Source organism: Burkholderia singularis, from assembly GCF_001718875.1.
Taxonomy (GTDB): Bacteria; Pseudomonadota; Gammaproteobacteria; order Burkholderiales; family Burkholderiaceae; genus Burkholderia; species Burkholderia singularis.
Genome location: NZ_CP013449.1, coordinates 1959521 through 1979234, shown reverse-complemented (window position 1 = coordinate 1979234; position 19714 = coordinate 1959521). Strand labels below are relative to the sequence as shown.

The following is a 19714-nucleotide window of genomic DNA, read 5'->3' as shown; positions in this document are numbered from 1 at the left end:
GGGCGCCATTTTAGCAGCGGTGGGGCGCAGACCGATTGGGGCGTGCGTGCCGGCGTGTGCTCACGCCGATTGGCCGCTGATCATCGACAGGTGCGTTGCCGCATCGCGCAGCCGTGCGTCGACTTCGTCGATCGAAGGCGCGGCATGGGTGTCGATGCGCCGCATGTACGGGCAGGTGAGGGCGGCGATCGCCTGGCCGAATGGGCCGAGCACCGGATACGAAATATCGATGACGCCGCACGCCTGGCGGCTGTCCCGGCGCAATGAACCGGCGGTGTGGATGCTGGCGATGAGTGGGTTTAGCGCGTGCATGTCGGGCGCGGTTTCGCTGTTCGTTTTTGCGTGCTCGGCAAGCATCTGCGCGCGTTGCTCATCCGTCTGGAATGTGAGCAGCACCGGGCCGGACGCAGACTCGACGAGTCTCACCCGCGTACCGAGCCTGACCGAAATCACGCACGGGCCAGGGCCCTCGACTTGCGCGATCACGAGCAGATTGCCGCGGTCGTAGACGCACAGGTGGCACGATTGTTCGGCGGCGTCGGCAAAGCGCTGCATCGGCGGCAGGGCTGCCGTGATCAGCCGCTTGAGCGGCGGGTGGCGATGCGCGAGCGCATAGAGCTTCAGGCTGAGCGTATAGCGCTCGCCGTTTGCCGAGCGCACCACGTAGTGGCGCGCGACGAGGCGCTCGAGCATCCGGTAGATTTCGCTCGCGTTGCGGCCGAGATGTTTGGTGATTTCCGCACGCGTTAGCCCTTCGCGCTGATCGGCGAGCAGCTCGAGGATATCGAGCCCTTTGTCGAGCGCGGGCGCGCGATAGCGTCCGGCTTCTTTGCCCTCGCGCGGTTCTGCGTCGCCCGCGGCCGGTTGGTGGTTCATCGAATTCATTCTTGATAAAGCTCGCGAACCGCCGCGCACCGATGGCGTTGCGACACGCGTTCCAGCGTCGCGCGATGCCTACCGGCATAACGTCGGTTCATGCGTTAACTAAGCAGCAGCGTTAATCGTCATGATACCCAATTGATTCGAACTTTATATGATATTTTTTCAAGAAATTTGAATAAAACAGTAGCACACAACGAGTATATGCGTGCAAAGTACCGACTCCTACCGACTGCCGACTGACGTCGAAGCGAGTATCGGAAAAGGCGCGAACAGCGTTTGCTCCAATAATCGTTATCTGCCGCGCGATGTCCCATCGAGCGTCGCGGATGGTACAAAAGACTCGCGCAATGCGTGCCGGGCAGCGGCAGGCCGGAAGGCAGCCGCTTGTTTTTGTTTGAAGCGAACCGGGAGACCGCTCGTTATGAAATTGCTGCGATACGGCCCCAAGGGGCATGAAAAGCCGGGTGTGCTCGACGCCGACGGCCATCTCCGTGACCTGTCCTCGCTGATTGACGACATCGCGGGCGATGCGCTGTCCGACGCGAGCCTGGCGCGATTGCGCGACACCGATTTCGCGTCGCTGCCGCGCGTGTCGGGCGAGCCGCGCATCGGCGCATGCGTGGGCCGGATCGGCAAGTTCGTCTGCATCGGCCTGAACTACGCGGACCATGCTGCCGAAGCGAGGCTGCCGGTGCCGAAAGAGCCCATCGTGTTCGGCAAGTGGACGAGCGCGGTTTGCGGCCCGTATGACGGCATCGAAATTCCGCGCGGCTCGACGAAGACCGATTGGGAGGTCGAACTCGGCGTCGTGATCGGCCGTGTGTGCAAGAACGTCGACGAGGCCGACGCGCTGTCATACGTCGCCGGCTATTGCGTGATCAATGACGTTTCCGAGCGCGAATGGCAGGTCAATCGCGGCGGCCAGTGGGATAAGGGCAAGGGCTTCGACACGTTCGGGCCGATCGGCCCGTGGCTCGTCACGCGCGACGAAATCGCCGATCCGCAAGCACTCGATTTATGGCTCGACGTCGATGGCCATCGCTATCAGAACGGCAATACGGGCACGATGGTGTTTTCGGTCGCGAGCCTGATTGCGTATCTGTCGCGTTGCATGAGTCTGCATCCCGGCGACGTGATCGCGACCGGCACGCCGCCTGGCGTCGGGATGGGCGTGAAGCCTTCGCCTGTCTATCTGAAGCCGGGGCAGACAGTGCGCTATGGCGTGACGGGGCTCGGCGAGCAGGTGCAGTTGACGCGCGCGGCCACGTAATCGGCGCCGCGCTGCCGGCGTAATTCGCATTCGGCCTAGGCGCAGCCTCGGGATCTGCGCTGATATGCCGATTCAACGCGACCGGTATTCGCCGCGCTGCTTGCCGGATTTCCCGAGATAATCGGATTTGACGCGGTGCGGTTCATCCGATCGGCGTGCGAAGAGCGATGAACCGATTGTCGAGCGGTTTCTTCGAGATCAGGATTTGGTGGAAAAATATCTGATCGTTCAACGTCGCGCCGACGAGCAATCCGCCATCCCCGATTCAACGGTCTTTTATCGCCGCGGGAGTGGGTCAGGAAAAAAAGTTTGATGAGCGAATGTCGGATGACGTATCATCTGCGAAACGCGCAATAGACTCCTTCCGATGTTTCCGTATCGACGCACCTTGTGTGAAAACTACAAGGATTGCGAAGTATTTTTCATGCCTATGCGGTAGGCACGTTTATTTCAAGATAAACGTGCATTTAGATTTTGAGCCGCCTGATTGGTTTGTCGTCGTATCTAAAAAAAGTCAATCGGGCTCAATTGAATCAAGGCGATTTATTCGCCAAATCATCGTCTGGGAAATGTCTGATTCCAATCTGAATGGGGCATGAGGTTCCAGCGTAACCGCGCATTGACTTGACCATTATTGATGGAGATTCGGATGGCGGATTACATCGTGGTGCTCAATGACGAAGAACAATACTCTGTTTGGCCTGAAGGCAAGGTGATTCCCGCCGGCTGGCGGGCGAGCGGCTACCGTGGATCGAAAGAAGCCTGCCTTGATCACATCAAGGACGTGTGGACCGATATGCGGCCCAGAAGCCTGCGGCTTGCGATGGAGCAGGCGGGTTCGAAAGACTGAGTCGGCGTGTTGTGCGCCGATGTTTTCCCGTCACGGTTTTGCTTGTCGGTTTGGGGCGAACCGATGGCGGCAGTACCGTGTCGATCCGTCAATTCCACATGGCTGATGCGCGAAGGTTTTTCGCCGCAGGAAGCCGGGACAACGCATCGCCATTGATTTGTTTTATCGAGCGGTGAATTGCCCGTCGGGAGATTGCTGAATGGGAAAGAATCCGGGAAGGACCTTCGGTCTTCTTTGGCTGGCACATGGCACATCGGCTGTCGGCAGCCAGATATCTCAAGTGGTCATCCCGCTTTTTGCCGTCCAGAATTTGCATTTTTCCGCGATCCAGCTCGGCTTCCTGTTGTCGCTCGAAGGTCTCCCGACGGTGCTGTTTGGTTTGTTTGCCGGCGTGCTGGTCGATCGAATGCCGCGTCGCCGGTTGCTGATCGTCTGCGACATCGCGAGATTCGCGATTTTGCTGTTGGTGCCGTTGCTGTATTGGCTGGACCTGCTGCACGCATTCAGCCTCTATGCGGTCGCGTTCACGGTGTCGTCGCTTAGCGTATTTTTCGACACGGCGTTCTGGTCCTATGTGCCGACCGTGATAGAGAAGAGCGAGTTGTCGCAAGGAAACAGCCGGCTGGCGATGACGCAGTCCGTGGCGGAGACGATCGGTCCCAGTGTTGCCGGTTCGATTATGTCGCTGATCGGCGCGCCCGGCGCGATCCTGTTGGACGCGCTGTCCTATTTGTGGTCGTTTCTCCTGATCTGCTTCGTGCGGCACGAGCCGGAAAAAAACACCGCTGCTGCCGTCGGCGAGCGGTTTTTTCCCGCGCTGAAGAAGGGCTTGGTCTTCGTCTTGACGAACCGGCTGCTGGTGCTGATCGCGCTGGGAGGTGTGATTTGGCACATCGCCTATTTTGCGTTGCTGCCAGGCTTGTACTTGTGGCTGCAAAAAACCGTCGGCGCGTCTGCCACGCAGATTGGCATCGTGTTGAGCTGCCTGGGAATCGGTGCGGCCGTCAGCGCGCCGCTTACGCCGATGCTGCGCCGCCGGATGGGGCCGCTGCCGGTGTTGGCTTCGATGCAGCTCGTCTCGGTCATATCGATTCTGGCAATTCCGCTCGCGAAATCGTCGGCGCTCGTCGATCTGGCGATAGCGGGGGGCGCACTCGCCGTGATGGGCGGAACGTCGACGATCGCCTCGATCATGCAGATGACGTTGCGCCAGGAGGTCACGCCCGAGCCGCTGCTCGGGAGAATGACGTCCGCCATTCGTTTGATCGTCTGGGGTGCGATGCCGGTCGGAGCGTTGATCGGCGGTGCGCTGTTCGGCGTGATGCCGAACGACAAGGCGTTCTACGTGATTGGCGCCGTTAGCGTTGCCGCCACGCTGTTATGGGGTGCGGCGTTGTTTTGGCGTCCGATCGATCTGGCTTATTCGGCCGATTAACTCCAACAGCGGAACCCGCATCATGAAAATGACGAACGTGTTTCCGTGCGCATATGGGCAAGAAGGAATTTATTTCTTCGACAAGATAGGCAGTGACGCGGCGCTTTATTTGGTGCCCTACACGTTGGAGTTCAACGCAGAGATCGACCGGGCCGCATTGGAGGCGGCGCTCAATGCGCTGATCCGCAGGCACGAGGCGTTGCGCACGACGTTCGTCGAGATCGACGGGCAGGTGTGCCAGCATGTCGTCGACGCGATGCGGTGCGAACTCGGATGGGAAGATCTATCCGAATTCGACGATGCAGCGCGAGCGGCAAAAGCGGACGAAATCACGCGTGAATTTGCCGCACGGCGATTCGATCTTGCGGCAGGCCCGCTGATGCGCGCGACGTTGATGCGCTTGGCGAACGCGCGCCATACGCTGCTGCTCGGCGTTCACCACATCGTATTCGATGGGTGGTCCGCGCATGTGATGGCACATGAGCTCGATGCGCTGTATCGCGCATTCAAGCATGACGTCGAGCACGGTTTGCCGGAAATGGCCGTTCAATATCGCGATTTCGCGCAGTGGCAGCGCGACGCATACACGCAAGACGGCATGGCCGACGATTTGGCTTACTGGCGCGAGACGTTGAGCGATGCGCCGGCGTTGTTGGAACTGCCGTTCGACAAGCCGCGCCCGGCTGCCCGGAATTATGCGGGCGAGATCGTGCGGACCGAGCTGCCGCCAGATGTAGCTGCCGGCTTCTCGGCGCTGATCGATGCGATGGCCGTGACGCCGTTCGTGCTGTTCATGACGTTCGCACGGATATTGTTGCATCGAATCAGTTGCGAGCGCGACATTTGCATCGGCTATCCGGTGGCGGGCCGAAGTGGTGGGGAATTCGAGGATACGATCGGCCTCTTCACGAACATGCTCGTGCTGCGCAGCCGTCACGACGGACAGACGACCTTCCGACAGGCCGTGGAGCGAACCCAGCATCAAGTGTTCGATGCGTTTGCCCATGCGGATTTGCCGTTCGATCAGCTCGTTGAGGCGTTGCAGCCGGTGCGCTCGCTTGGATGGCATCCGCTGTTTCAGGTATGCGTCACGCACGAGGCGAACGAAAGGATGTGGTCGCTCGACGGCGTGTTCGCGCTCGACGTCAATATTCCGACGCATACGTCGAAATTCGATCTGCTGCTTGCGATCGAGCAGAACGCCGATGCGCCATGGTGTTTGAAGGCCGAATACAGCACGGAGCTGTTCGAGCGCGCATCGATCGGCCGCATGCTGGAGCAACTGACGCTATTGATTGAGTGCGCCGCTGCCGATCCCGATCAGACAGTGGGGCGCCTGCGTCTTCTGAGCGACGAGCGGCGCGACTGGTTGTTGCAAAAAGGCTCCGGCCCGGCACGCGAATTGCCGCCGATCACGGTGGCCGGATTGTTCGAAGCGCAGGCGGAACGCACGCCCGATTGTGCCGCGCTGATCGACGGTGTTCGCCATATGACGTACCGCGAGCTGAACGTGGCGGCGAACCGGCTCGCGTGGCGGCTCAGAGCGCTCGGCGTCGATAGCGAAACGCCGGTGGGGTTGCTCGTTGGACGCGGGTTCGACATGGTCGTCGGCATTCTCGGGATCCTGAAGGCGGGCGGCTGCTACGTTCCGCTGGATGCCAACTATCAAGCGGAGCGTTTGTCATATCTGCTGAACGACTCAGGCATCGAAACCGTCGTGCTCGAATCGGAGTTTCGAGCCGCATTGCTGGAGCGCCCCGAAGAGTTGACGCTCGTCGAACTCGACGACCTGAAACCGGGGTCCGCCGACGTATCCGGCGCGATCGCGAATCCGCCGCGTCTCGAGTCGCCCGCGCAACTTGCCTATGTGATGTATACGTCGGGCTCCACCGGACGCCCCAAGGGCGTCGCGATCGATCATCGCGCGATTGCGCGGCTCGTGATATCGAATCCGTTTTTGCCGTTCGAGCGCGGCTTGACGATCCCGCAGCTTGCAAGCGCGTCGTTCGATCCTTCGACGCTGGAAATTTGGGGCGCGCTGCTGCACGGCGGAGCGGTGGCGCTGGTTGAAAACCACTTGGTATTGAGCCCGGCCGAGTTTAGCGCGTTTTTACAGCGGCACCGGATCAAGGCGATCAATTTCGCGAGCACGCTGCTGTCGCGGCTGTCGCACGAGATGCCGGAAATGTTCGTCGATGTCGAGCACATCATCTTCGGCGGCGATCGCGCGGATGCGGCCGCGTTGCTCAGACTGCGGCAAGCGGGCGTGCGAGCCGAGCTGATCAACGGCTACGGCCCCACCGAAGTCACGACGCTGAGCTGCACGCATGTTGTGCAAGACGACGATATCCGCGACGGTGACGTTCCGATCGGCCGCCCGTTTGCAAACACCGGCGCATATATCCTGGATGAGGATATGCAGCCGGTGCCGGTCGGGGTACAAGGCGAACTGTATCTCGGTGGCGCCGGGCTCGCCAGAGGATATTATCGGCAGCCCGAATTAACAGCCGAGCGGTTCGTGCCGAATCCGTTCGATGGCGTGCCGGGAAGCCGGTTGTACCGGACGGGCGACGTTTGCATCTGGGATTCGAACGGCCGTATTCGGTACAAGGGTCGACGCGACGGCCAGATCAAGATCGACGGATTTCGTGTCGAGTTTGGCGAGGTGCTGGCCAAGCTGCTCGAGCACCCGGACGTCAAGGAGGCCGTGGCGGACGTCGAAGAAGACGGATTGGGGCAAAAGCGGCTGGTGGCCTACGTCGTGCTCGAGCCGGGCGATGCCGGAACTCGGGTCCGCGGAATTCGGCGTTGGATGGATGACAAGCTGCCCGCCTATTTGTCGCCGAAGCGCATCTACGACGTGCCGGACATTCCGCTTACGTCGCACGGCAAACCGGACGTCAACGCACTGCGCCAACGTGCGCGCGAGAAAAACGCAGCGCCAGCGCAAGGAAGCGAGTTCGTTACCGGGACAACAGCACGTTTTTTTGAGCTGATTCGCGAGCTGTTGAACGTCGATTCGTTATCGACGGACGAGAGCTTTTACGGGAACGGCGGAAGTTCCCTTGGCGCAATCCGCTTATTGGCGAAATGCGAGCAGGAGATCGGGCGAAAGCTGCCGCTTTCCGTTTTACTTGGCAACAGTACGTTGATGGAATGTGCGCAAGCACTCGAACACGCTGTACGTGATACGTCGAGCAGCGGTTTGATGCCGCTTGTCGACGTGACGAACCGCGAAGCTCCGATACCGTTGAGCGCGCCTCAGGCCGGCTTGTATTTTGTCGACAAGATTGCGGGAGGCAATGCATCGTATTCGATTCGCTATATTTTGGCGTTCGACAGCCAAATCGACCGTGCGGCGCTCGACGCTGGATTCAACGCGCTGGTGGCCCGGCACGAAGCGTTGAGAACGACGTTCGTCGAGGTCGACGGGCAGGCATGCCAGCGCATTGCCGATTCCGCACGATTCGATCTCGGATGGGAAGATCTGACGACGCTCGATGACGAAGAGAAATCGGCAAAGTTCGACGACCTCACCCGAACATTCACCGCGCAGACGTTCGATCTTGCGCGAGGGCCGCTCCTGCACGCGACGTTGGTGCGCCTGGCGCGCGATCGGTACGCGCTGCTGCTCGGGATTCATCATATTGTGATTGACGGATGGTCCGCGCAGGTCATGGCGCGCGAGCTTGACGCGCTTTATCGCGCTTTCAAGCATGGCGGTGCGCATGGGTTGCCTGACGTGCGCGCCCAATACCGCGATTTTGCGCAATGGCAGCGCGACGTTTATGCGCGCAACGCAATGGCCGAGGATTTCAGCTACTGGCGTGATGTGTTGGCGGGGGCACCCGCGTTGCTGGAGCTGCCACTCGACAAGCCGCGTCCGATCGTCAGCAGCTACGCCGGCGAAATCGTGCAAACGACGCTGCCGCCGGCCACCGCAGCGAATTTTTCCGCACTGGCTCGCGACGAATCCACGACGCTGTTCGTCGTGTTTTTGACCGCCGTGAGCGTGCTGCTGCACCGGATCAGTGGAGCGCGCGACATCTGCATTGGTTATCCCGTTGCCGGACGCAGCCGTGCCGAATTCGAGGACACGATCGGTCTTTTCACGAACATGCTGGTGTTGCGCAGCCGTTTCGACGAAAAAATGACGTTTCATACGGCAGTCGAGCAAACGCAGCGGCATGTGGCCGACGCGCTCGATCATGCGGATCTGCCGTTCGACCGATTGGTCGAGGCGCTGGAGCCGGCACGTTCACTCGGCTGGCATCCGGTGTTTCAGGTGTGTGTGACTTGCGAAACGGACGATCAGATGTGGATTCTCGATGGCACTCCGGCGCGGGAGATCGCCATTCCGGCGCAAACCGCCAAGTTCGATTTGTCGTTCGCATTGCGCGCGGGCGTGGACGGCATGGCGATAGCCATCGAGTATTCGACCGATCTCTTCACCGACGCGACGATTCGCGGATATCTGGAAAGCCTGGTTGAGTTGTTTGAGTCGGCATCTGCCGATCCATCGATTACGGTGACCAGGCGCTTCGAGCCCCCGGCCCTACGTCAGCCGAGAAAGGCGTTGCGTTCCGCCCGGTCCGTCGCATAGCCGGACTTCCACAGTGTGCTGCACGATATTTGATACGGAGTTCTTAATGAGCATCGGACAAGTCGGAATGTCACGAAGTAGCGGCCAATGTCAAGACGATCAAACGTGGGCCCGGTTGATGGGCGGGTACATATCGCGTCTGTCGGCACACGGATGTGGAGAATTCAATCATGGCTTCAAGCGGCTGGCGTTTGCCGAACGCACGGTCGAGCGCATTGACGATCTCGATGCGAAGATCCGGCGTGCGTGCGGCTGGAGCGTGAAGCCCGTCGATGGGCTGTTGCCGGACGACGAGTTTTATTCGCTCCTGCAACGGCGAACGTTTCCGATTGCGGCCGACGTCCGGCGGCCGGAAGAGCTCGAATTCTCGGTGCTGCCCGATTTGTTTCATGACTCTCTCGGCCATCTTCCGCTGTTGACCAACGATCTTTATGGCGAATTCCTGCGCACGTATTCGGCTGTCGCCTTGAAATTCCTGGGCAACGGCCTGGCCCTGCGGTCGTTGGCAAGGGTGTATTGGTACACGATCGAAACGGGGCTTGTTATGGAAGCGGGTGCGACCAAGATTCTGGGCGCCGCGATCATCACGTCGGCGGCGGAATGCGAGGCTGTCTACGGAGGGAGGATCGAACTGCGGCCGTTCGATTTCGCGCAGGTTTTTGCGTCCGGCTACGATAGCTTCAAATTGCAGAAACAGTACTTCGTGCTCGAATCCTTCGAAACGCTCGCCGGGATCAGCGAGACCCTCGAAGCAGCACTGACCGAGTATCTTGCCGATGTCAGCCTCGTCTAGGATCGGTCTGAAAACGTCTTGACGATTGCCGGTCTCAGGTCATTGAGCGATGGTCGTGCCACAGCGTGCAGTTTTGGCCGCGCAATGATGCAGATGCAATTTACAGTGAGTCGTCGCGTGCGAGCATATATGGACAATCGTTTTCTATTCGGTTGGCTGGTTTGCAATCCTGTAGCAAGCCGTTATCTGGATCAGAATGTCGTCCGCGCATTGGCGGAAGACTTCGAATCGAGGGGCTACGTCAAGCTGCCGGGATTCTTCGAGGCAGACGCATTCGAATTCATCAAGCGTGAAGTCGACAGAATTCAGGAGGTGAGTATCCGGCGCGAATTTACGATGCCGGGGTACAACACGCCGCGTCGCTTGTCCGTCATCGGCGGCGATCGGATCGTCGACGAGTCGATCGCGTTGGCGATGCTGTACGGAAACAGCGCGTTGCGCGACGTCGTCACGAAAATCGCGCAAAGGCCCGTTTTTTTCGTGCGTCACCAGACCGAATTCATGGTGGCAAATTATCTTGAATCGTTCGAGGATACGCATGGCTGGCATCTCGACGATCCGCAATTCGCGCTGGTCGTGATTCTCGAATCGCCGGCGCGCGACAAGGGTGGCAACGTCGAGATCATTCGCGACTGGCAAACGTTTTGCACCGATCGGCAATTGGACCCCGACGGCGACATCGAAAAGGGCGTGGCGCTTGCCAATGCGCAGGCGGCGATCGAAGTCGAGTATCACGAAGCCGGCGACTGCTATTTGTTGAACGCGGGGGCGTGTCTGCACCGCGTGACGCCGATCGCGCACGGCGCGCGACGCAAAGCGCTGAATCTCGCCTACGACATCGACAGCCGGCGCGAATATGGTCGAACGGCGGATCTGCTGTATGGGGCCGCGTGAATGGCACAAGCAAATAGGTGTTCGGTTTCATGCACGCTGACGGCGCGATTATGCGAGGCGCAGCTTTTTCGATCTCTCCAACATGCAAGTATTTTTCCACCATGGAAGATGAAGCGCTAACCATCGTCGATCGATTTCGCGCGATCGCCGCCACCAGTCCGAACCGCACCGCAATCGTCTGTGGTACGGAATCGATCGACTATCGACGGTTGGGCGCCGCAAGCTCGGCGCTCGCGATGCGCTTGATACGCCGTGGCGTTCGGCTCGAAAGCCTGGTGGGCGTGGTGATCGACGATCGCGCGAAGGCAGTCGTCGCAATACTGGGCGCGATGAAAAGCGGTGCGGCGTATGTGCCGCTGGATCTGACATATCCGCCCGAGCGCTTGTCGCACCTCGTGCGCGAGGCCGGGCTTGCCGCGATCGTCGCGCCTCGGATGGCGTCCGAGCGTCTTCGGCAGCTCAAGCTCGATCCGAGCGTCGGGATCGTCTATATCGATGACGCGCTGCAGGCGCCGGAAGGTGACGACGTGGTCCAATTGCCGGCCATCAATCCGGACAACCTGGCATACGTCATCTACACATCCGGTTCGACAGGCGGCCCGAAAGGCGTCATGGTGTCGCATAGAAGCGTGATGCGGCTTTTTCACGAGACCGCGGACAGCTTTGAATTTTCGCCCGACGACACGTGGCCGTTGTTGCATTCGATTGCGTTCGACTTTTCGGTTTGGGAGATAGGGGGGGCGCTGCTGTATGGCGGATGCCTCGCAATTCCCGACGGCCGAGACGTGCGCGATCCGGCGGTGCTGTGCGAATTCATTGCGCGTGCGGGCGTGACCGTGCTCAACCAGACGCCGTCGTTTTTCTATCGCTTGTGTATATACCTGGAGCAGCATCCTGACGACCTGCGCAAGCTGTCGACAGTCAAGCTGATCATCTTTGGCGGAGAGCGGCTCGACTATGCCAAGCTGGCCCGCTGGTATGCGCTTGCCGGCCAAGCCGGGCCTGTCGTCGTCAATATGTACGGCATTACGGAAACGACGGTGCACGTCACGCTGCACCCGGTGGATTGGGCGACGGAACCGGCCGCGAGCGAGAGTGTGATCGGCGATCCGATTGCCGATCTGCGGCTGTTCATCCTCGACGAGCATCTCGAACCCGTGCCCCAGGGCGTCGTCGGCGAGATATTCGTGAGTGGGCCGGGGCTCGCGCGAGGCTATCAAGGCCGCCCCGACTTGACCGCCGATGCGTTCATGCCGTGCCCATACGCCGAGCGCGCAGGCGAGCGCATGTATCGCACCGGCGACCTGGCGAAATGGATGCCTGACGGGACGATTGGTTATGTGTCGCGAAAGAGCGGCTATCTGAAGGTGCGCGGGTTCCGCGTGTCGCTCGGCGAAATCGAAGCGGCGTTGCGCACGTGCGATGGTGTGCAGGATGCCTATGTATCGATGCGCTCGACCGACGGCGTCGACATACTGGATGCCTACTTGAAACCGGAAGCTGGCGCGCATCTGAGCAGCGGCGAGTTGCGTGAGCAGTTCGGTCGCAAATTGCCGAACTTTTGCGCGCCGCAAAACTTCTATTCGATCGAGACGATTCCACTGACGCGCAACGGCAAGATCGACTTGGCCACCATGAAAGCACACGCCGTCGAGCTGTCCGCGCACTCGGCCGCCACGCCGTCCGAGGCCGAATCGGCTTTGTTGTCGATCTGGCGATCGGTGCTCGGCAGCGATGCGGTGTCTGTTGACACGGATTTCTTCGAGGCGGGCGGCGATTCGATTCGAGCAGTCGATCTTGCTCTCGCGATGACGCGCGCGGGCTGGCGTGTCGGAGTGCAGGATATTTTCATGAGGGGCAGCGTCAGAAATATCGCGGCCGCATGCAACCGTTCGACGGAGCGGCACGTCGTGCCGGCGCGCTGCGGCAGTACGCTCGCATCCGACATGCAGACGATCATGTTGAATGCGTATGAGGCGAATCTCGCGCAACGCAACGGGATTTATCACGTCGTGCAATCGTTCGACTTGTGCGATCTTCATGCCGATGTCGATCTCGACGAACTGACGCGCAGCTTCATCGAAACGTTTTCGGCGCACCCGGTGTTCAGCACCGTGTTCGTGCGGCTCGATGGCGATATCGTCAGACGGCGCGCGGACAAACTGCGGCTTGCCGTGTCGGTCACGCCGAACGGGCAGTCGGCCCCGCCCCGGATGCCGGCAACGGCGGGGCGCGCATCGCGGGTGATCGATCCGTTCGATGCCGACAGCCCGTTGATCTACGTCGAGTTGACGCCGCTGTCGGCGCGGCGCACGCGCGTTACGCTTGAAACCCATCATGCAGTCGACGACGGCTGGGGGCAGCAGCAGCTGTTGACGGAGACGCTCGATCGCTATGGCCGTCCGGAGCAGCCAGTCGAGCCGGCTCCAGACCCGTTCGACGCATACGTGCGGCTGCAGCACGAGCAGAGCGAATCGGCCCGCGCACGCCGGTTCTGGGACGGCTACGAGATGCACGATCACTTCCTGTGCGCACCGGGGGATCACAAGGCGGCGCAGATCGGCGAGACAGATGGATCGATCCGCGCGCACACGGTCGATGCGATTTATCGATATTGCCAAGCGATCCGCGTGCAATCGAAAGCGGCCTTTTTTTGCGCCGTTTGCCGGGCGATTGCATTGATCGAAGGCGAAATAGACGTTACGCTCGGCGCGGTAACCAATGGCCGGACAGCGCAGATCGATCGAGCGTTGGAATCCGTCGGCCTTTACTGGAACATTTTGCCGTTCTCGATGCACGTCGATGCAGCCGTCGATGTCGAAAGCGAACTGACGGGCGTGCATCGTGCATTGAACGAAGCGGCTGATTTCTCGTTGTATCCGTTGTCGCGGATTTTGCGTGCGCGGGGGAATAGGGATTTCCGATATTCGCTGAACTTCACCAATTTCGACGCCGTTCGGCGGCCTGCCCGATTCGTGATATCGAACTGGGCGGGACAGGACCGCTTTCATTACCCGATCAACGTCGCGATCAACGTCGATCGGAGCGACGGCGTCAATGAAATCAGGATCGTCGCGGATGACGACGTTTTCCCGAATGCCATGCGCGTGCGTCTCATTGAGCAGGTGTGTAGCGAACTGGACCGGATTGCAGCGGCCGCATCTCGAAAGACACGGGGGGCGCAGTCGGTTTCTTGCGGCGATTGACGGTGCGATGTATCGCGCCATCAGTCAATGCGGATTGGGCAGCATGTTTATTCACTCTGGATGATCGACGAATGAAAGAACCGATTGATACTCAACCGCCGTCAGATTCATCAAAGACGTTGGCGGCGCTAGAGAAGTTGGTGTCCAAGAAGGGCATTACCCTCGGCAATATGTCATCGCCCGATATGACCGTCACGCTCGCGATGGCGTCCGTGTGTATCCCGGCGAATGTCGCGCTTGCCGAAAACGCGGTCAACCAGGCGCTCAGACAGTGGCTCGACGAAGAAGGCGCGATGCTGAGGATCGATCATGTCGAGTTGAGACGCACGCTGATCGACATGGGTTATTGGCAGCGTGACGGCTTCGGCCGGACATACGAACGACGGCCGCTGCCTGACGACCATCCTGCGCGTGAGCATGTCGCGGTGCTGGAATCGATCGAGATTACGCGCTTTGTTGCCGACGCTCGCGCACGTAACGAGGCGCTTCGCGCACAGCGCATGGCCGCGCATGCGCAAAAAAGTTGAGCAGACCGTGGATATCTGCTGTGGCGAGCCGACGTGGCGTCGTCACGCGGCAATCATGTTTGGCCGGCGGCGGGCGCGCCGTCGAATGATATCGATGAAGTACGGCTCGCGGATTTGTTGGGGCGTCCAAACGAATCTGCCGTGGCGGATGGCGCCGAGCGTGCTGTTCGGCAGGAACTGCGTGCCGATAGCGGTGATTCGCATGTGACCGGCATCCAGGCCGATTGGTTTTGTGCTTTTGTCGTTCGTTGCAGATGTGAGTGGAACATACGCGTCAGCGTGCGTTTCGAACGCAATCTCTAGCTATGAAGTGGCAAGATGCATAGTCATTCGATGAAAGGCGCTCATGCGCACCCGCGAAGTCTCGATGCGCTTTTCGACGCGCGCGCCGCCGAGTATCCGGATTCGCCCGCATTGCATGTCGACGGACGTTTCGTCAGTTATGCGGCATTAGCCGGGTTCAAGGAACGGATACGGGCGACGCTGATCGACGAAGGTCTGTACGACGCTCGGCGGCCGATCGGGTTGCTGTGCGCGAAATCGCCGGCGGCGTATGCGGGTATGTTGGCGATCATGGGCAGCGGCAACGTATACGTTCCGCTGAATCCGGGGCATCCGATCGAACGTCTGCGTCGCGTTGTCGAGCAAGCCGGGATCTCGAAGTTCGTCGTCGATTCGGCGTCTTTTGATCTGGCCGATGCGATGCTGACGGGCGCAGAGACGGCCGGCACGGTCATCGTCGCCGACGCGACGCCGAGCGCCGGCCAGCCTTCGGTATCCCCGCGTTGGTTGCGTATCGTCCATCCAACGGCCGCCGCGGTCTCGCCGTCCGCCGCGCACGGTTGCGCTCTCGCGTACTTGATGTTTACGTCCGGCAGTACCGGCCTGCCGAAGGGCGTGCCGGTCGCGCACGCGAACGTGCTTGCGCTGTTGTCCGGCCTTCGCCCGTTGCTTGCGTTGAAGCGCGACGATCGGCTCACGCATTTTGCAGAGCTGAGTTTTGATTTTTCGATAGGCGAGATTTTTCCATGCTGGGACGCGGGCGCTTGCCTTTATGTGCCGTCTCAGTCGGATTTGCTCGACCCGTCCGCATTTGTCAGGCGCCACGCGCTTACGCTGTGGAGTTCCGTTCCGACGCTTGCGGCATATGTCCAGCAACTGAGCGCGCTCGGAAGCGAGCCGATGCCGACGCTGCGGCTCTCACTTTTTTGCGGCGAAGCGCTTCCGACCAGCGTCGCGCGCTTTTGGCACGACGCGGCGCCCGCATCGCGAATCGTCAACTTGTATGGTCCCACCGAGGCCACTGTTTTCGCGACTTCCTACACTTTCGATCCGGACCGCCCGCCGCAAAGCGAATGGGTGCCGATCGGCGAGCCGCTCGATACTGTCGTTGCGCGTATCGATACATCGGCCGCACCGGACGGCTCGACGGGCGAGCTGTTGCTGTCCGGTCCACAAGTCGTCGATCGATACTGGGGCGACGCAATTGACCAGAGCCGTCATTTCGTCGCCGATTCCGTCGACGAACGGGTGCGCTGGTATCGGACGGGCGATTTCGTCAGCCGGGATCCTCGTCATGGCTATGTCTTTCATGGTCGCGCCGATCATCAGGTGAAAGTGCGCGGCTTTCGCATCGAGCTTCAGGAAATCGAGGCGACGCTGCGGCGGCTTTTGCCGGATCAGCAGGTTGCCGTGGTCGCGGCGGCAGGTGGCGACGAGCAGGAGATGCAACTCGTCGCGTTCTGCAATCGGCTGGAGCGCGATCGCGACGCACTCGCGGCGCTGTGCGCCAACGATTTGCCGGTGTACATGGTGCCGCGCATCTTCGTTCCGCTCGCGCCGTTTCCCGTCAACGACAACGGGAAGATCGACTATCTGCGCCTGAAGCGCATAGCTTGCGCCACCTTGTCCGAAGGCGTCCCAGCCGCGGGAGGTGACTGAAATCATGATCAGCGACCAGCACACACGGAAAGCCTCGATGCGTTCATCACCTCGCACGCTCCTCGCCACGCCTTCTCAGGAAGGGCTTTGGCTGCTCCATCACTCGATCGCCGGGCGTTATCTATACAATTGCCCGTTCGCGTTCCGCGTCCGCGGCCCTCTCGATTGCGTCGCGTTGACGACCGCGCTCGGAATGCTGGTTCAGCGTCATGACAGTTTGCGGACTGTCTTCGTGTCGAAGCCGGAAGGACTGATGCAGGTGGTCCACACGGAGCTGCCACCCGATACGCGTTCCATCGATTTATCCGCGATGCCGCCGCAGGCCGCGCAGCGCGAGCTTGCTCGCCTCGCGGAAGCGACGAGTCTCGACGCATTCGATCTCGAACGCGGCTCGCTCGTGCGTCTGACGATCGCTAAAATGACGCCGGACGATTATGTGCTGATGTTCACGGTGCATCACGCCGTCTTCGATGAATGGTCGACGGACATTCTGATTCGTGAACTGGGCGTGTTGTACCGGATAGCGGCGAGTGGCGGCGACGGTGCGGAAATTGCGCCGCCGCGCATGCAATTTCCGGATTACGCTGCCTGGCAGGGCCGCCCCGAGGCCGCGCCGGAAATGGAGCGTCAACTGAGCCACTGGCGGCGCTGCCTGATGGACGCCGCCGCGCCGGTGATGGTGCCTGCCGATCATCGGCCGAATCCGGGACATGACGACTATCGTGGCGAGCGCGAATGCTTCACGCTGGATTCGTCGGCTCGGCGGGCGCTGGATGCGCTCGCCGGCCGCGTTCACGCGCCGCCCGCCGCGATCCTCGTCGCGACGCTCGCGCTGGTGTTGAACCGTTACACGCGCGAGCGGGACATCAGCCTCGGCTACATCGTGTCCGGACGGTTGCTGCCCGAAAGCGAATCGATGATCGGCATGCTCGTCAACAGCCTCGTTCTGCGCATTCAGTTCGCCGAACAGTCGAGTTTCGAGGATGTCGTTCAGCAAGTGCGCGATCTGCTGTTCGATGCTTATTCGAATCAGGACGTACCGTTCCAGAAGATCGTGCGCGAACTCAATCCCGCACGCGACGTCGATGGGCATCCGCTTTTCAGATGCTGCGTGAATTACCATGCCGCCGCACGCGAAGTGCTTGCACTCGACGGTTTGCAGTGCGAGCCGTTCGTCGCCGGCCCCGAAATCGCGCAATTCGAACTGCTGCTCGATGCCTGCCCGAGCGCCGACGGTCGGATCGAATGCCGCTTCGAATATCGAACGAATCTGTTCGAGCGCGCCACGATGCAGCGTTTCGCCCGCCATTTCAGTACGCTGCTGAACGCATGCTTGGCCGCGCCGTCCGAACCGGTTTCGAGCATCGCGTTCATCGATGAGCGTGAGCGCGACCTGTTGCTGTACCGCTGGAATGCGACCGGGCGCGACTACGATACGAACGCGGGCATTGCCGATTTGCTTGCCGCGATCGCACGCGATATGCCCGACAAGGCGGCGCTCGTCGCCGGCGACGGCCATATGTCATATTCGCAGTTCGACCGTGTGACCGATGGCGTTGCCGCGTATCTGCAAAAGCAGGGCATCGGCCCGGAGATGCGAGTGGGTTTGTGCGCTGACGCATCGATCGATATGATCGTCGGAATGTTCGGCATCCTGAAGGCTGGCGCGGCATATGTCGCGCTCGATCCGGAACATCCGCCGTCGCGTCTCGCGTATCTGCTCGACAGCGCACGCCTCTCGTTCGTGCTTGCGCAGGAGCGCTTCATCGGCAAGTTTGCAAACAGCGGCCTGCGCAGCGCCGCGCTCGACCGCGACGCGGCGTTGTTCGAGGCCGCGGGCAAACCGGAATCCGTGCGCGGCCGTCGTGCCGAGCAATTGGCCTATCTGATGTACACGTCCGGATCGACGGGAAAACCGAAGGCCGTCGCGATTTCGTGGGGCAGTGTGCTGAACCACGTATGTTCGTTCCGCGAGGCGAGCGGCTTACGTGCCGACGATCGTTGCATGTTGTTTTCGAGCTTTGCATTCGACGGTTCAGTCGAAGAGATTTTTGCGCCGCTGCTGACTGGTGCAACGCTTGCGATCCATCCTGAGCGGCCAATTCCGATCGAAACGCTCGAGCAGTTGATCGTGCAACATCGGCTGACTTTCCTCGATTTCACGGCCGGCTACTGGAACGTCTGGCTGGAGTTGCTCGTTGCTCGGGGCAAATCGATTCCCGAACCGGTGAGGCAGGTCGTCATCGGCGGCGAGATGATCCGCGCAAATCAACTGATCAGTTGGGATCGCGTCGATCGCGGCGGCGAAGTCGGCTTGTTGATCACCTACGGACCGACCGAAGCAACCGTCATTGCCGCCGGCATCCGGTATCAAGGCGCGAAGGCGGGCGAGCGCACGGTGCATCGGGACGGCTATCTCGGCCGTCCGCTCGGCAATCTGTCGATTTACGTGCTCGACGACGATTTAAAGCCGGTGCCGCCGGGCGCGATCGGCGAACTCTATATCGGCGGCGCGAATCTCGCACGCGGTTACTTCGACGCACCGGCGTTGACCGCCGAGCGCTTCATTCCGAATCCGTATGCGACAGAGCCGGGGCAGCGCATCTACCGAACCGGCGATCTCGCGCTTCGGCTGCCGGACGGCACGCTGCTCCACAAGGGGCGCGCGGACAACCAGATCAAATTTCGCGGCTTTCGGATCGAATTGGGCGAGATCGAGCGTTGCCTGGCGCAATTTCCTCACGCGCAGGCTGCGGCGGCGGCCATTGCTACCGCGCCGAACGGCGATCCGACGCTGGTTGTTTTCGTGATGCCGGCAGGCAGTTACAAACTGGATGTCGATGCGGTCCGCCAGTTTCTTGCCGTGAAGCTGCCGTCCTATCTGGTCCCGCAGCGTATTGAAATCACGCGCACGTTTCCCGTCAAAGCGAGTGGCAAGACCGACGTGGCCAAACTCGTCGAAGCGCTCGAATGGAGCAAAGACGGTGCGTCGGCGGCGCGCACGCAGCAGGATGAGCCGGAAACGCCGGGTGACGGCACGGCTGCCGAAATCGCCGGGATTTTCACCGCGCTGCTCAAGCGCGGCACGATCGCGCCCCGCGATAATTTTTTCAAGGCGGGCGGCCATTCGTTGCTCGCGTTGCAAGTGCTGTCTCGCATTCGGCAAGCGCATGGTGTTCAGGTGTCGATCAAGGATTTTTATCTTCAACCAACGGCTGAAGGCCTTGCGGGAGTCGTTGAGCGTCTGAAGCAATCGAACGCGGCCAATGGCCGTTCCAATTCAACATCGATCGCGCGTTCGTCGCGCACGTGA

At 60.6% G+C, this 19714-nt stretch carries 12 protein-coding genes; 11 read left to right on the top strand and 1 reads right to left on the bottom strand.

Features of this window, described 5'->3' with window-relative positions; translation table 11 throughout:
• Positions 1 to 60: 60 nt before the first annotated feature.
• Entirely contained in the window at positions 61 to 885 is an 825-nt protein-coding gene (locus AQ611_RS24030; RefSeq protein WP_069236314.1) for an IclR family transcriptional regulator, read from the bottom strand.
• Between the two features lie 418 nt (positions 886 to 1303).
• Here AQ611_RS24030 and AQ611_RS24025 point away from each other — a divergent pair, with 418 nt between their 5' ends.
• From AQ611_RS24025 to AQ611_RS23980, 11 genes are all read left to right on the top strand, one after another.
• Entirely contained in the window at positions 1304 to 2152 is an 849-nt protein-coding gene (locus tag AQ611_RS24025) for an ureidoglycolate lyase (RefSeq protein ID WP_069236313.1), read from the top strand.
• 649 nt (positions 2153 to 2801) lie between these two features.
• On the top strand, positions 2802 to 3002 hold the full coding sequence (locus tag AQ611_RS24020; protein ID WP_059512843.1) for an MbtH family protein: 201 nt from the start codon (positions 2802 to 2804) through the stop codon (positions 3000 to 3002).
• Between the two features lie 199 nt (positions 3003 to 3201).
• Positions 3202 to 4437, top strand: coding sequence for an MFS transporter (locus AQ611_RS24015; RefSeq protein WP_083237542.1), 1236 nt, complete (start codon positions 3202 to 3204; stop codon positions 4435 to 4437).
• Between the two features lie 22 nt (positions 4438 to 4459).
• The gene (locus AQ611_RS24010) at positions 4460 to 9040 is read left to right on the top strand and encodes a non-ribosomal peptide synthetase (RefSeq protein WP_069236311.1); all 4581 of its coding nucleotides are present in this window, start codon (positions 4460 to 4462) and stop codon (positions 9038 to 9040) included.
• A gap of 13 nt (positions 9041 to 9053) precedes the next feature.
• Positions 9054 to 9833, top strand: a complete 780-nt coding sequence (locus AQ611_RS24005) for a hypothetical protein (protein ID WP_125910293.1) — start codon at positions 9054 to 9056, stop codon at positions 9831 to 9833.
• Between the two features lie 129 nt (positions 9834 to 9962).
• Positions 9963 to 10727 carry a HalD/BesD family halogenase gene (locus AQ611_RS24000; RefSeq protein ID WP_059512642.1) on the top strand — a complete coding sequence of 255 codons (765 nt, stop codon included), beginning with the start codon at positions 9963 to 9965 and terminating at the stop codon, positions 10725 to 10727.
• A gap of 101 nt (positions 10728 to 10828) precedes the next feature.
• Positions 10829 to 13933, top strand: coding sequence for a non-ribosomal peptide synthetase (locus AQ611_RS23995; protein WP_069236310.1), 3105 nt, complete (start codon positions 10829 to 10831; stop codon positions 13931 to 13933).
• The gene (locus tag AQ611_RS23990; protein ID WP_125910294.1) at positions 13921 to 14460 is read left to right on the top strand and encodes a DUF2087 domain-containing protein; all 540 of its coding nucleotides are present in this window, start codon (positions 13921 to 13923) and stop codon (positions 14458 to 14460) included. Before AQ611_RS23995 ends, AQ611_RS23990 begins: the two co-directional genes overlap by 13 nt.
• Before the next feature lie 33 nt (positions 14461 to 14493).
• On the top strand, positions 14494 to 14763 hold the full coding sequence (locus AQ611_RS26230) for a hypothetical protein (RefSeq protein WP_125910295.1): 270 nt from the start codon (positions 14494 to 14496) through the stop codon (positions 14761 to 14763).
• A 30-nt stretch (positions 14764 to 14793) separates the two neighbouring features.
• A complete protein-coding gene (locus AQ611_RS23985) occupies positions 14794 to 16401 on the top strand; it encodes an AMP-binding protein (protein ID WP_197517144.1) in 1608 nt (535 codons plus the stop codon).
• 37 nt (positions 16402 to 16438) lie between these two features.
• Complete coding sequence (locus AQ611_RS23980; RefSeq protein WP_069236308.1) at positions 16439 to 19714, top strand: non-ribosomal peptide synthetase; 3276 nt, start codon at positions 16439 to 16441, stop codon at positions 19712 to 19714.

Excerpts from the sequence above, each read along its gene's own strand:
- AQ611_RS23980 (WP_069236308.1), top strand. The coding sequence starts at position 16,439 with ATGCGTTCATCACCTCGCACGCTCCTCGCCACGCCTTCTCAGGAAGGG.
- AQ611_RS24025 (WP_069236313.1), top strand. The coding sequence starts at position 1,304 with ATGAAATTGCTGCGATACGGCCCCAAGGGGCATGAAAAGCCGGGTGTG.
- AQ611_RS24010 (WP_069236311.1), top strand. The coding sequence starts at position 4,460 with ATGAAAATGACGAACGTGTTTCCGTGCGCATATGGGCAAGAAGGAATT.
- AQ611_RS23995 (WP_069236310.1), top strand. The coding sequence starts at position 10,829 with ATGGAAGATGAAGCGCTAACCATCGTCGATCGATTTCGCGCGATCGCC.
- AQ611_RS24020 (WP_059512843.1), top strand. The coding sequence starts at position 2,802 with ATGGCGGATTACATCGTGGTGCTCAATGACGAAGAACAATACTCTGTT.
- AQ611_RS24015 (WP_083237542.1), top strand. The coding sequence starts at position 3,202 with ATGGGAAAGAATCCGGGAAGGACCTTCGGTCTTCTTTGGCTGGCACAT.
- AQ611_RS23985 (WP_197517144.1), top strand. The coding sequence starts at position 14,794 with ATGAAAGGCGCTCATGCGCACCCGCGAAGTCTCGATGCGCTTTTCGAC.
- AQ611_RS24000 (WP_059512642.1), top strand. The coding sequence starts at position 9,963 with ATGGACAATCGTTTTCTATTCGGTTGGCTGGTTTGCAATCCTGTAGCA.
- AQ611_RS24030 (WP_069236314.1), bottom strand. The coding sequence starts at position 885 with ATGAATTCGATGAACCACCAACCGGCCGCGGGCGACGCAGAACCGCGC.